This window comes from Streptomyces sp. CB03238 (genome assembly GCF_002099185.1).
GTDB lineage: Bacteria > Actinomycetota > Actinomycetes > Streptomycetales > Streptomycetaceae > Streptomyces.
Genome location: NZ_NBCN01000022.1, coordinates 89,583 through 101,928 on the forward strand (window position 1 = coordinate 89,583; position 12,346 = coordinate 101,928).

The window sequence follows — 12,346 nt, forward strand, 5'->3', positions numbered from 1 at the left end:
TCCGAACCCCGCCCGGACGGACCGGGCGGCGCGTCCACGGAGGAACAGATGCTCAGGAAGGCCTTTGCCTGCGCGGCCCTCGTTACGGCTGCCATGGCGCTCGGCGCAGCCCCGGCCGCCGCTCACGGCGGCGACAACAACGACGACCACGGCAACTTCCACGCCGTCGAGTGGGACAAGGGCAAGGTCGCCGCCCTGGAATCCGCCGGCGGCGCCAAGATCTCCGCCGGCGGCTGGCACAAGGGCGGCGCCATCGGCGCCAACTGGTAGTCACTCACCCCGCCGTAACCCCGGCCGCCGGGACGACCCCAGTCGCCCCGGCGGCCGCGTCGTTGTGCGGCGCCGTTGCTATGGGGCGCCGGCTCCGGAGCCGCTCCCGTCGTGCTTCTTCGCTCGAGCTCGTGACCCGCGCCTTCGGGCCTTCGGAACCGGCTCCTCGTCAATGGCGGCGGACAGCGGCTGGACGGGCGGTGGCTGCCGACCGTCGACGTCGGCCAGGCCCGGCAGCACCGTTTCCGGATCGACCGGCGGGCGCGGCCCCTGTGCCTGCACCACCGGCTCCAGGATTCCCCTGCGGGTCAGCTCCGCCACGTCGATGAGCGGCCCCTCCAGCACCCGCGTGAGCAGACAGGTCTGTGCCGGCTCCTGTTCGGTGAGGTGGCGCAGGACGGACAGGATCTCGACGAGTTCGGCGCTCCAGGACGGCTGCCAGCGCCGACCAGGACACGGGCCCGCGCCTCGGGGCTGACGGACGGATGACTGTTGAGCACCCGCGACACCGTGGCGACGAACATTCCCGCCTCGGCCGCGACATCCTTGATGCCCGCCACGCCGGGACCACCCCTGGTGAGCCGTGTAATCGATTCCAGGAGGGATTGGAAACGATCACACAGGCAGGCGACAAGGGGTGCGGTGGGGAGCGAGACCGGATGACGACGAAGACGCGGCGGGAAGGTACGTGCCCCTCGGGCGCACCACGCAAAGCGCGGTGGGCTACCCCATGACCTCGCGGGCCGCGTCGAGAAACGTCGACCGGTTGCCCTCCAGGTAGTCCCGCACGCTCTCACCGTCGGGCAAGCCGTGCCACACGGTCCTGTTGAGGTCGAGGAAGTGCGCGTGTGCGGCGTCATGCACGGTCAGGGGGAACTGGATGCGCAGGAGCCGATCCGCGACCCACAGCCTGTTCATGACGTCCTGGGTGGTGACGTACCAGTCATCGGTGTCCTCCCACTCGGACGGCCGGGTATAGGCGCAGCGTTCCGCCTCTGCCGAGACCTCGATGAACCGCTCCAGCAGCGCCAGCCGTTCCGCGCGCCGCGTCTCCGACAAGGCGATCCGCTGCCGTTGCTGTTCGGCACGTTCCGCTGATCGCTGAGTCCTGTGCTGGACGAGGTAGGACAACACGCCGCCGAGGACAACGCCGCCCAACGATATGAGTGACACCCAGACCTGACCTGCCATGACCATCATCTTTCCATAGCGTCGATCTTTGAGACGACCCCGTCGTGGCTGGTGTGGTCACGGCACCCGAGCCGTCCTCGGCAGCCCCGCTTACCGGACTGAGCCCACGTCAGTTCTGCATGACGATCCCGGTGTTACTGCGCGAGGGGAGCGGATCGGGCCCGCAAGGGCCCCGGCCGTGGAGCCTGCCGTTGGAGGACCGGGTGTGGCTTGTGGCCAGTGGACGGAACGGCCGGCTCGTATCTCGTAGCGGATCCGCAGTCGCGTGAACTGGTGGAGCCAGGCGAAGGTCTGCTCGACGACCCAGTGGGTCTTTCCCAGGCCGGGCCGTGTGCTGTGGCGTTGCGGGCGATCTTCGGTGTGATGCCCCCTGCACGGAGAAGCCGGCGGTACTTGTCGAGTCGTGACCATGGTCGGCGAACAGCCGCCTGGCCGGTGCCGGGCTCGGTCAACCGGCGAAGGTCCGGTGTGAGCCTCCCTTTCAAGACCCTCACGTGTGAGCCATCGACCGCCGCCGTCGGCCAGGTCCACAAGGCCGGCCCGCCGGAGCTCCGTCAGAAGGACCGCGTGCAGGCGGGGCCAGACGTCCGCTTCAGCCCAGTCCCGCTGGGCAGCCCGATCGTCCACCGGCAACCGCCCCGGGCATCACCGGCGCCGCGGTGGACGGGGCGGCAGCGACGAGTCTCCGTAGCGGGTGGCAATCGCGGCGGCACGGTTGCGCAGGGAGGTGCGCAAGGACTGCGGGGCCAGGGCTTCCGCGTCCGTGCTGAGCTGCCACAGCGCCCATTCGGCGTGTCGTGAATCCTGGAAGGTCACCTCCAGCCGTAGCCAGCCGTCTGCGTCGGGTTCTTCTGCACGGACGGCCAGCGCGGTGTCCAACAGGTCCTCTCGCCGCGCCGGGTCCACCCGTACCAGCACGGTGATGTGGTCGCCGCCGGAGAGAAACCGCGCGGAGCGTTCCCTCCAGATCCGGTCCAGATCGGCCCGGTTTGGTCGCTGTGCCGTTTCGGGGAGCTCCTCGGCGGCCAACACCCGCGACAGCCGGTAGGTGCGGTCCGCGCCAGATCTCGTGGCCAGCAAGTAGCCCCGGTCGCGTACGGTGACCAGGCCGATCGGGTCCACCGTGCGCCACTGTGGCGTCTGGCCCATGGCCGCGTAGTGGATGCGCAGCTTGTGTCCGGCGAGCACCGCGCGCCTGACCTCGATCATTGTGGTGTCCGGTACCTCATCGGTGATCAGCCGGCGTGAGAGCAGGTCGGTCTCCGGGTCGACGAGAAATCGCTGGGCCGCGTCGCTCGCGGAGGCCCGGTGGCTTTCGGGCAGCGCGTCGACCACTTTTCGCATGGCCGAAGCGAGCGCCGAGCCGAGGCCGAATACCTGCTCGCCGCGCCCCGATCCGGCGGTCAGCAGGGCGAGGGTCTCGTCGTGGTTCAGTCCGGTGAGCTCGGTCCGGAAACCGGGCAGCAGCGCGAAACCGCCGTGCCTGCCGCGTTCGGCGTAGACCGGGACGCCAGCTGCGGACAGCGCCTCGATGTCACGCAGCACGGTGCGGGTGGATACGTCCAGCTCGCGGGCCAGCGTGTCCGCTGTCAGCCGACCGCGCTGACGCAGCAGCAGCACCAGAGAGACCAACCGGTCGGCGCGCATGCGAACACTTTATCGGAATACATGACTGAGGGTGTCGTGATTTGTTGGGAGGCTCGTTGACGCGACGTCAAACCTGGCGGCTACCGAGCCGATGGACGTGCGTACTCCCGATGAATCGAATGGAGCTGATGTGGCAGTGGAGCGAACGGCGGTCAACCCGGTGACGTGGTCGGCGGAGCTGGGTTTCAACCAGGGCGAGGTCGTCTCCGGGCACACCCGGACCCTGTACATCTCGGGGCAGACCGCGATGAGCGTGGACGGCAAGCCCCAGCATGACGGTGACATGGCGGCACAGTTGGCGCTGAGCATCGACAACGTGGAGGCCGTGCTCGGCAAGGCCGGCATGTCTCTCGCGAACCTCGTCCGGCTCAACGTCTACACGACCGACGTCGATCTGCTTTTCCAGCACTACGGCGTGCTGGCGGCGCGGTTGGGCGCCGCCGGGGTGGCGCCGACCACCACGATGCTCGGGGTGACGCGGCTGGCGATCCCCGGCCAGATGGTCGAGTTGGAGGGGACCGCCGTCGCCTGATGCGACCTTCGCCGACCCTGCTCCTCGTGCCGGTTGAACCGGCACGAGGAGCAGGCTGCTCAGACCATGCGTCCTGCAAGAGCCACGGCGGCGAGGACAGCAAGCACACGCATCGTGCTCCAGGTGGATTCGGCAGCGAGCGCTCCGCGTGGCCGCCGCCGTGGCCGCCTACGTCGAGCGGCGCATCACCCCCCCGGCTCACCACCGAGACGGACACCGCCCTCGCGGACCGGCCGACAGGGGCGGTCGAGCGCGCCCGTTCTGACGCCGACTCACACGGTCGGCGGTCCGGACGGTGGTGGGCGTGGGGCGAGTTGAGTCGGGTGGGACCGGGGTCAAGGGATCAGGGCCGGAGACGTCGCGGACTTCACGGTCATTCGTGGTGCACCCCGGCCGTCCGCGCGGGCCGACCAGAGGTCGGCGCCGAAGTCGCCGGGCAGGGCGTAGAGAAGGGTGTGGTCGTTCAGCCACAGGACCTGGTCGTCGACGCTTCTGGTCTCGGCGACCGCCGTCTCCCGGCCGGTCCGCAGGTACAGGACGTGGAGGCGCCAGGGGGCGGCGGTCGGCGTCCCGGGGAGGCGCTTCTTGAAGGCGACGCGAGTGCCGTCCGGGGAGAGGGAGGGGCACTCGACGTTCTCGCGCAGGGTGCGCACGGTACGCCGGGACAGGTCGCCCTCGACCAGGTGGGTACGGCCGCCGGTGGCGAGGGTGGCGTAGAAGCGGTTGTCGTCGGTGGCGAAGGTGACACCCCAGAAGTTGTGGTCGGCGGCCCGCTGTCGCCGTCCCTCCTTGAGGACGGTGAATTCCTCCAGGTTCGGGTGGAGGGTGCGGGTGCGCGTGTCGTAGAGGGCGGTGCGGGTGGAGAAGGCGCCGGCCGCGTACGAGTCTCCGCCGACGAACACCGTCCACGCCACCAGCCGTCCGCTGGGCGACACCCGGGCGCGGGTGGGCGTGCCCGGCACCGGGAACGTGCGCACGGGCCGCAACCGCGCGTCCAGGAGCACGGCTTCGTGACCCGGGAGCACCCCGTCGACGGCCCGGAGGCAGATGCCCGTGCCGGCCGCCGCGTGGAAACGCAGGCAGTCGACGGGTGCGGAGGTGCGGACCCCGGCGGTGCCGGCCAGCGGCACGGAGGAGACGCGGTCGCGCTGCGGCCCCCAGGCGAGGTTGCGGAAGAGCAGCCTGCCCGGCCGGTGCAGCGTCACGGCGCCGGCCGCGGCGACCGGGTCGCCGGGCCGGGCGCGCTCGCGTTCGGTCGCGCGGTCGGCAGCCCGCAGGGTGGCTACGGCGGCGACCGCGGCCAGCACCGCCGTGGCGAGAACGAGGACGAGCAGCCGAGCCCTGGTGCTCATGCGGGACTCCGTCGGTGGAGGATGGCGACAACGGCCAGGGCGAGGGCCAGACCGGCGGCGGCCGCGGTCAGCGCGCCGTCGGGCCCGAGGTACATCCATGCCGCGCCGAAGAGGAGGGAGCCCGCGAAGCGGGCCAGGGCCCCGGCCGTCTGCACCAGCGCCAGGCCGCTCGCCTTCAGCTCCGGCGGCGGCAGCGGCCCCGCGGCGGCCATCAGGACGCCGTCGGTGGCCGCGTAGAACGCGCCGAGCAGGATGAGTACGAAGGCGGCGGTGATCGGCCCGCCCGCCCAGGGGGTGAGCAGCAGGGCGTACGCGGTGAGCAGCGCGCCGTGCCCGGCGAGGAAGACCAGGCGGCGGCCGATCCGGTCGGCCAGCCGGCCCAGCGGGACGGCCAGCAGCAGGAAACCGGCGGCCGCGCCGACGGGCAGCAGGGGGAAATAGGGGGCGGGCAGGTCGAGGCGGCGTTGCAGCAGGAGATAGAGGAACGAGTCGCTCACGGTGACCACGCCGAGCAGCCCAGCGATCAGACACAGCCGCGGCAGGCCGGCGGTGCGGAGCAGCGTACGCAGGGCGTCCCGCTGTCTCCGCGGCTGCCTACTGCGCTCCAGTGCCGCGGACCGTTCCGTGGAGTGTTCCCGTACGAAGAGCATGAGCAGCACCACGCCGAGTGCCGCGGCGCAGAAGCTCACCACGAAGACGGCGTCGTAGCCGTCGTGCGCGGCCCACAGCACGGCGACGGCGACGAGCGGGCCGAGCAGCGCACCCGTGGTGTCCATGGCCCGGTGCACTCCGAAGGCGCGGCCCTGTTCATCGTCCGGGCTGGACAGCGAGATGAGGGCGTCGCGCGGCGCGGTGCGCAGGCCCTTGCCGGTGCGGTCGGCGGCGAGGACGGCGCCCACCGCCCAGGGCGTCGTGGCGGCGAGCAGGGCGAGTTTGCACCCGGCGGACAGGGCGTATCCGGTGCCCGCGACGAGTTTGCGGCGGCGGGCGCGGTCGGCGAGGTGGCCGCCGACCAGCCGGGACAGGACGGACGCGCCCTGGTAAAGGCCGTCCAGGGCTCCGAAGGCGAGCGGGGACATGCCGAGGCCGACGACGAGGTAGAGCGGCAGGAGGGCGGTGACCATCTCGGCGGAAACGTCCGTGACGAGGCTGACCGCGCCCAGGGTGATGACGTTTCCGGCGACCGCGGGACGGCGAAGACCACGACGAAGGCCACGACGGCGGCGGCCTGGAGTGCCGCGCGGCGGGCGCGGCCGAGGGTGGCGTACGCCCGCCGCGGTGTCGGCGGCCCGGCCGGCCGACAGATACACAGGTGCCTCCTCTCCTGGAACTGATGCTTGATCAGAACCAGTTGACGGTCAGGGGGAAGGCGGCGGCGGCAGAGGCCCCGGTGGAGTCGGTGACCGTGGCCGTGACCCGGAGGGTGCCCACCTGCCAGGGTTTGCCGGTGATGCGGCCGGTCGCGGCGTCGATGGAGAGGCCGAACGGCAGGCCGGTCGCGGCGTACTTGAGGGGTGCCTTGCCGCCGGTCGCGGTGATCTGGACCGTGCAGCTCTGGTTGAACGCGCAGGTCCGGGCGCCCGGGTCGGTCACCTTCAGGTCCCCGCCCGGCGGAGGCGGCGGCGGGGTCGTGCCGTCGCCGAAGACCTCGCTGATGGGGGTGGCGGTCGCCGCGTTGCCGGCATGGGTGGTGCCGAACAGGTCCTCGAAGGTGCGCAGCAGGTTGTAGTGGTTGTACGCGCTGCCGTACCTGCCCTGCTTGACATGGGCGCCGGAGAAGACGGTGGCGATCTGGTTGGAGCCGAGGAAGTTGTCCTCGTCCCAGGTGAGGACCAGCAGGCTGTTGTTGGCCTTGGCCCACTGGGCGTACGGGTCGAGGTTGTTCTTCAGCCAGGTGTCACCCGTGCCGACCGGGCAGGAGTGCATGTCGTTGCACTGGTTGGGGACGACGAACGACAGGTGGGGCAACTGGCTGAAGTCACTCCTCGGGAACTGCGCCCACGTCTTGCCGGTGTTGAGCGGCACGTTCTTGAAGGCGAACCAGGGGTTGTGCTTCTGCGCGTACTGCCCGCTGGTGCAGACGGTGGAGCCCTCGTTCGGCAGGTCCTCGTTGTACGTCGCGAAGGTCTTGCCGGCGGCGATCAGCTCCTGCCCCAGGTTGGCGGCGGTCATGGACTGCGGTACGTAGCAGCCGTCGCCGGTGATGCCCTGGGTGGCGCCGGAGAAGAGGTTGAAGTAGTTGGGCTGGCTGGGGTGGGTCAGCGCCTTCATCGCGGTCAGGCTGGCGCCCGCGTTGGCGAGCTGGTTGATGTAGGGCGCGTTGGCGCTGCCGATGATCTCGCCGTACTGCTTGTTCTCGAAGACGACGACCACGACGTGGTCGTAGCTCGGCAGCGCGGCGGCCCGCGCCGCGCCGCCGGGTTCGGCTGCCGTCGAATCGGACACGCCGATGGCGGTGACCAGGGCGAGGGTGCTGAAGATCCCGGCGGCGGCCGCCCGCCACCTCCGGGCGGCGCGGATCGGTGTCCGGTCCGCTGAGGCTCTCGGTTCCATGGGTGTTCCTCCTTGTTCCTCTCGTTTCTCGTTCCTCATCACTCCTCGCGGCGGGCCGCGCCCGCCACGGTGATGTTCACGAAGCGCGGTACGGGCCGTCCCCGGGTGCGGAACTCCTCGGCCACGGTGGTACGCACGCTCGTCGTCCGGTCCTGCGGAAGGAGCAGCAGGACGCTGTGCCCCGGTTCCCGGCCGGGCCACCAGGCGGCCGAGGCGCCCGTGCGCAGGGCGCCCTTCATCGCGCGCGTGATGTCGTCGGGGTCGTCGCCACGGGCCACCAGCAGCACGAGCTTCGATCCGTGCCGGGCGGGGTCGAAGGGGATACGGCGCCTGCCGCCGCCGTCCAGGTGCAGAGCCCTGCCGGGTCGGGCGAACAGCACGGCCTCGCGCAGCGCCTCGTCGCCGTGGGGCGCGGCCATCCGGGCGAGGGCGGCCAGCCGGCCGCGTGGCGGGCGGGGCCTGACGCGTCCGGACTGCGGGGCGCGGGCGTGCAGGTCGGCGACCGCGAGCGCCACGGCGCACTCCAGCGGCTCGGCGCTGGACAGCCCGGCCGCGGCGGTCAGCGTGGAGTGTATGTGCAGGTCGACGCCGCCCCGCCCGTACCCGACACACGCCATGGCGCGCAGCAGGGCGTAGGTGCGGGCGGCCCACTCGGGGTGGGGCCGGGGCGGGCCGGTCAGCGGGAGTTCGCAGCTCTGCGCGGGGTGGGCGAGGGAGCTGAGCCGTACCAGGCCGTCGTCGCGGGGCGCCGCGGCGGCGGCCACGGGCCAGCCGACGGCGGCGACCACGTCCGGGCAGCCGAGGCGGACGGCGTGCGGGGCGCTCCACACCGTGGCCGGGGGGCGGTCGTGCGCCGATTCGAGGGCGTAGGCGACCAGCCGGAAGAGCGGGTCGGCGGTGTGGCGGCGCGCGATGTCCAGCACGTGTTCACCCCGCTTCCGGATCGGCGGGGTTCCTGCGGGCGATCAGGCGGTAGGCGTTGCCGCCGTCGGTGGCGCGGGCCACGGCCGTGCGCGCGGTGTCCAGGGCGGCGGCGACGGCGTAGCAGGGCAGCGCGGCGGTCTGCACGAGGGCGCGGGCCGCGCGCCGCGCCGGGGTGGCGTCGCCGGGGCCCCAGGGGCGGTACGGGTTGGGGGCGAGCCGGTTGGCGGTGAGGAGGACGGCGCCGAAGAAGTCACAGGACTGGTGGGCCCGGCCGTGTTCCTCGGCCAGGACGGTGAAGCCGCGGTCGGCCAGCGCGCGGCGGAGGTTGGCGGCCGGGATGAGGTGCTGGTGCTGGGGCTGGAACCAGGGGAGCCAGTGCGGGCCCAGCAGACGCGCGAGGCGCGAGGTGGGGTCGGGCAGCTCGATGAGCAGATGGCCGCCGGGGGGCAGCACTTCGGCGGCCGCGTCGAGTTCGGCGAGCGGGTCGCGGGTGTGCTCCAGGTAGTGGTACATGCTGAGGGTGTCGTAGCGGCCGACGAGCCCGGGGGCGAGCTCGGGGAACTGGCCGTGGTGGGCGGCGGTGACCCAGCCGCGTGCCTCCGCCTCGCGCACGGCGCCCGCCATGTCGAGGCCGTCGAAGCGGGTGTCGGGCCAGACGTCGCGCGCCCGGTCGCAGAAGTGGCCGTGGCCGGTGCCCACGTCGAGCCAGGCGGCCGGGGTCCCGAAGGGCTTCAGCATGGCGGCGCGGTCGTGGTACGAGCGGCTCATCCTGCCGAACACCGTCTCGGCGCCGCCGTCGCCGAGGCCGTCGTAGAAGTCGCGGTAGTAGAAGTCGAGGCCGTCGAGGGTGAGGCGGGGGTTCTGGAAGACGTGCCCGCAGTCGCCGCACTGTTCGAGGGTGAACCGGCCCGGCTTGCCCTGGAACAGGTCGGGGACGCTGGTGCGTACGGAGAGGCGGTCGGAGCCGCACCAGGGGCAGTCGGGGCGGCGGGGTTCGAAGAACCGGTCGGTGCCTGCTTTCAGCTCGGTGGCGTAGTACGGCCGCAGCGCCTCCAGTTCGGGGGGCGGTCCGGGGCTCGGGCGGACGCTCGCGGCGGTACGGAGTGCGGCGCCGAGGGAGCGCAGTGGCCGGGCGGCCGTGGCGCGGGGCAGGTCGGCCGGGCGCAGCGGGCTGCCGGGGCCGCCGAGGACGAGGGCGGGCTGGAGGCAGTAGAGGGCGGCGGCCGCGGCGCCCCACCGCCGGTCCGTGGCGGTGGCGCGCAGGAGCAGGGCGAGTCCGGCCAGTTGGGCGGCGGTGACGAGGGCAGGGGGCAGTCCTTGCGCGCGGAGCTCCGCGGCCCGCAGGGCGGGGTCGGGAGCAGGGGCGGCCAGGCGGGGGGCGATGGCGACGCCGGTCGCGGCGGGGGCGTACTCCTTCAAACGCTTGAGGAGAGTGTGGAGTTCGGCGGTGGCGAGGGCGGTGCCGGTCTCGGTTCCGGATCGGCGCCGGACGTCCTCGTCGACGAGTACGGCGTGCCCGGCGCCGCGGGCCTCGGCGGTGCGGACGAGGCGGGAGGCGTCGGCGTCGAGGAGGCGGAGGAGGCTGAGGGCCCGTTCCGTGTCGAGGCGGCCCGGGATCAGGTCGAGGACCTGCAGGCCGGTCCGTTCCGCGTGCGCGACGGCGGCGCGCAGGGTGGCGTCGTCGACGTCGACCCCGCGGGCGCTGATCAGGTGCCAGGTGGTGCGGGGCGTGCTGTTGGGGAGGGCGCCGGGGTCCAGGACCGGCAGGGCGGCCAGTCTGCGGCGGGCGCGCGCGGTGCCGGCGGTCAGCCCGGCCAGTGCGGCGGCGGCTGCCCAGGGGACGTGCGTACGGGGAGGGGTCACAGCAGCTTCTCCAACCGGTCGGCCGCTGCCGCGGCGCCGCCGGCGGCGGCGAAGGACGCCTGGACGCGGCGGGCGGCGTGGCGGTGGGCGGGGTCGTCGAGTACGGCGTCGAGCGCGTCGCGGAGCTCGCCCGCGCGTGGCCTGCCGAACCGCACGCGGACCCCCGCTCCGGCCGCCACCACCTGCTGGGCGACGATCGGCTGGTCGTCGCGGATCGGCGCGACGACGAGCGGCAGTCCGTGGGCGAGCGCCTCGCAGACGGTGTTGTGGCCGCCGTGGCAGACGACGGCGTCGAGGTGCGGCAGCAGCGCGAGCTGAGGGACGTACTCCTGGTGCAGGACGTGGTCCGGCACCTCGCCGGCTGCCTCGGCGGGCGCGACCAGGATCGCCTGCACGCGGTCGGCCAGCGGTTCGACGGCCCGCAGGACCGTCGCGTAGAACCGTCCGCCGGCCTCCCGGTTGAGCGTGCCGAGCGAGACGAGCACCCGGCGCCGTACGGGATCCAGCCGGTGCCAGGGAAAGGCCGAGCCGTCGGACGGGCGGGCGCCGAGGGCGGGTCCGACGAACGCGTAATGCGGGGGGTACGTCCCGTCGGCGCCGACCAGTTCGGGGCTGGAGAAGACCAGGACCAGGCGGTCCGAGAAGCGCGGATCCCAGCCCGCCGGCGCCCCGCAGGCCGCGAGCAGCCCGGCGATCCGGTCCGCCACCCACTCCCCCACCCTCGGGAACCCGTCGAACGGCCGCGTGAACTCCGCCGACGTCGACGCGGACGTCACCCACGGCAGCCCACGCCGGCGGGCGACCACCGCTCCCGCAAGCGCCTGCTGGTCGACGACCAGCACATCGGGGGCGTACGCGTCGACCGCCTCCTCCACGCCGGGCAGCATGGCGTGGGCGAGCGGGACGATCGCCTCCTCCCACAGGAAGCGCAGGGCGGCGACGCCGCGCAGGTCGCGCCACTGCTCGTGCAGCGTGCCGTATCCCCGGCTGCCCGCCCTGTCGCCGGAGGGGAGGAGCGTGGCGCCGGTGGGCAGCAGGCGGGGCAGGACCTCGGCGGGGCCGGTCCAGGCGACGCCGTGCCCGCGCTCGGCCAGTTCGGCGGCGACGGCGAGGGTGGGGTTGACGTGCCCGGCGAGCGGCGGGACGACGAACAGCGCCTTCATACCGGCACCGCCTCCGTCGCCTGGTCCGCCTGCTGCCGCGCGGCCTCGGCCAGGTGGTCCAGCACCGCCCGCCGGACTTCTTCGGTGCCGCCCTGCAGGACGTCGTGGCCCAGGCCCGGCAGGACGCGGACCGTGCACCGGGGCGCGTGGCGGGCCAGCTCCCGGGCGCCGGGGACGAGTTCGGAGTGCTCCCCGCAGACGGCGAGCACTGGACAGCGCACCCGGGCGAAGTCCTCGGGCCTCAAGGGCCGGCTCACCGCGATGTCGTCGATCAGACTGGTGCGGTTGAGCAGCGCGTCGGCCGTGGCGGTCAGCCGGGCGGCCTTGCGCGCACCCAGCGAGGCGAGTTCCCGCGGCACCTCGCTGCCCTCGAGGGCGAGGGCGGCGACGGACAGCGTGTCGAGCATGTTCTCGAGCCATGGCCCGCTCAGCGGCGGCTCGATCAGGACGAGCCCGGCGACGAGGTCGGGATGCGCGAGCGCGGTGTGCAGCGCCACTGTGCCGCCGTAGCTGTTGCCCACGAGATGCACGGGGCGTTCGTCGAGGCCGAGGGCGGCGAGCAGGGCCGTCAGGTCGCGTACGGCGGTGGCCGTGTCGTATCCGGTGGGCGGGCGCTCGGTGCGGCCGTGGCCGCGCAGGTCGTACAGCACGACGTCGTGCCCGGCCTGCGCGGCGGGGACGGCGAGAGTGCAGTAGAAGCTGGAGAGGTTGTCGACGACCAGGCCGTGCAGGAACACGACGGTCCGGCCCGCTCCGTCGCCGGGTACGCCGGGCACGGCGGGCACGGCGGGCACGGCGGGCAGCCGGTGGACGTGGAAGCGGAGTGCGTTCGCGAGGATGTCGGCCATGGC

The 12,346-nt window shown here is 73.0% G+C and carries 10 protein-coding genes and 4 pseudogenes; 3 read left to right on the forward strand and 11 right to left on the reverse strand.

All coding sequences use genetic code 11. The features are described 5' to 3' along the window. Positions 1 to 48 precede the first annotated feature (48 nt). A complete protein-coding gene (locus tag BKD26_RS39885; protein WP_143662733.1) occupies positions 49 to 270 on the forward strand; it encodes a hypothetical protein in 222 nt (73 codons plus the stop codon). 449 nt (positions 271 to 719) lie between these two features. Here the strand turns inward: BKD26_RS39885 and BKD26_RS31015 are convergent. Further along, positions 720 to 830, reverse strand: a pseudogene (locus BKD26_RS31015) (LacI family DNA-binding transcriptional regulator); the annotation flags it as partial. Positions 831 to 993: 163 nt separating this feature from the next. Then, entirely contained in the window at positions 994 to 1,470 is a 477-nt protein-coding gene (locus BKD26_RS31020) for a hypothetical protein (RefSeq protein WP_084905166.1), read from the reverse strand. Positions 1,471 to 1,505: 35 nt separating this feature from the next. Here BKD26_RS31020 and BKD26_RS41685 point away from each other — a divergent pair. Continuing rightward, positions 1,506 to 1,682: pseudogene (locus BKD26_RS41685) on the forward strand (IS5/IS1182 family transposase); the annotation flags it as partial. A gap of 13 nt (positions 1,683 to 1,695) precedes the next feature. On the opposite strand, the pseudogene BKD26_RS41690 reads toward BKD26_RS41685, so the two are convergent. Both BKD26_RS41690 and BKD26_RS31025 read right to left on the reverse strand, forming a co-directional pair. Further along, a pseudogene (locus BKD26_RS41690) lies at positions 1,696 to 2,163 on the reverse strand (transposase); the annotation flags it as partial. Beyond that, positions 2,140 to 3,108, reverse strand: a pseudogene (locus tag BKD26_RS31025) (WYL domain-containing protein); the annotation flags it as partial. The pseudogenes BKD26_RS41690 and BKD26_RS31025, both read right to left, overlap by 24 nt. A 136-nt stretch (positions 3,109 to 3,244) precedes the next feature. On the opposite strand from BKD26_RS31025, the gene BKD26_RS31030 reads away from it, so the two are divergent. Then, positions 3,245 to 3,640, forward strand: a complete 396-nt coding sequence (locus tag BKD26_RS31030; protein WP_084905170.1) for a RidA family protein — start codon at positions 3,245 to 3,247, stop codon at positions 3,638 to 3,640. A gap of 335 nt (positions 3,641 to 3,975) precedes the next feature. On the opposite strand, the gene BKD26_RS31035 is transcribed toward BKD26_RS31030, so the two are convergent. The 7 genes from BKD26_RS31035 to BKD26_RS31065 all read right to left on the reverse strand — a co-directional run bounded on the left by BKD26_RS31035 (position 3,976) and on the right by BKD26_RS31065 (position 12,343). Beyond that, complete coding sequence (locus BKD26_RS31035; protein WP_084905172.1) at positions 3,976 to 4,992, reverse strand: TolB-like translocation protein; 1,017 nt, start codon at positions 4,990 to 4,992, stop codon at positions 3,976 to 3,978. After that, entirely contained in the window at positions 4,989 to 6,161 is a 1,173-nt protein-coding gene (locus tag BKD26_RS31040; RefSeq protein ID WP_241518936.1) for an MFS transporter, read from the reverse strand. Before BKD26_RS31040 ends, BKD26_RS31035 begins: the two co-directional genes overlap by 4 nt. Positions 6,162 to 6,333: 172 nt before the next feature. Continuing rightward, positions 6,334 to 7,545: an alkaline phosphatase family protein gene (locus tag BKD26_RS31045; protein WP_084905176.1), complete on the reverse strand. Its 1,212-nt coding sequence runs from the start codon at positions 7,543 to 7,545 to the stop codon at positions 6,334 to 6,336. 38 nt (positions 7,546 to 7,583) lie between these two features. After that, positions 7,584 to 8,468: a galactokinase gene (locus tag BKD26_RS31050; RefSeq protein ID WP_241518930.1), complete on the reverse strand. Its 885-nt coding sequence runs from the start codon at positions 8,466 to 8,468 to the stop codon at positions 7,584 to 7,586. Positions 8,469 to 8,472: 4 nt separating this feature from the next. Further along, positions 8,473 to 10,332 (reverse strand): class I SAM-dependent methyltransferase, encoded by a 1,860-nt coding sequence (locus tag BKD26_RS31055; protein ID WP_084905178.1) that lies wholly within the window; start codon positions 10,330 to 10,332, stop codon positions 8,473 to 8,475. After that, complete coding sequence (locus BKD26_RS31060) at positions 10,329 to 11,495, reverse strand: nucleotide disphospho-sugar-binding domain-containing protein (protein ID WP_084905180.1); 1,167 nt, start codon at positions 11,493 to 11,495, stop codon at positions 10,329 to 10,331. Before BKD26_RS31060 ends, BKD26_RS31055 begins: the two co-directional genes overlap by 4 nt. Then, positions 11,492 to 12,343, reverse strand: a complete 852-nt coding sequence (locus BKD26_RS31065) for an alpha/beta hydrolase (protein WP_084905183.1) — start codon at positions 12,341 to 12,343, stop codon at positions 11,492 to 11,494. Before BKD26_RS31065 ends, BKD26_RS31060 begins: the two co-directional genes overlap by 4 nt. Between the last annotated feature and the right edge of the window lie 3 nt (positions 12,344 to 12,346).

Bases quoted from the DNA above. Each gene is read 5' to 3' on its own strand.
- BKD26_RS31060 (WP_084905180.1), bottom strand. From the start codon at position 11,495: ATGAAGGCGCTGTTCGTCGTCCCGCCGCTCGCCGGGCACGTCAACCCC.
- BKD26_RS31065 (WP_084905183.1), bottom strand. From the start codon at position 12,343: ATGGCCGACATCCTCGCGAACGCACTCCGCTTCCACGTCCACCGGCTG.
- BKD26_RS31020 (WP_084905166.1), bottom strand. From the start codon at position 1,470: ATGATGGTCATGGCAGGTCAGGTCTGGGTGTCACTCATATCGTTGGGC.
- BKD26_RS31045 (WP_084905176.1), bottom strand. From the start codon at position 7,545: ATGGAACCGAGAGCCTCAGCGGACCGGACACCGATCCGCGCCGCCCGG.
- BKD26_RS39885 (WP_143662733.1), top strand. From the start codon at position 49: ATGCTCAGGAAGGCCTTTGCCTGCGCGGCCCTCGTTACGGCTGCCATG.
- BKD26_RS31035 (WP_084905172.1), bottom strand. From the start codon at position 4,992: ATGAGCACCAGGGCTCGGCTGCTCGTCCTCGTTCTCGCCACGGCGGTG.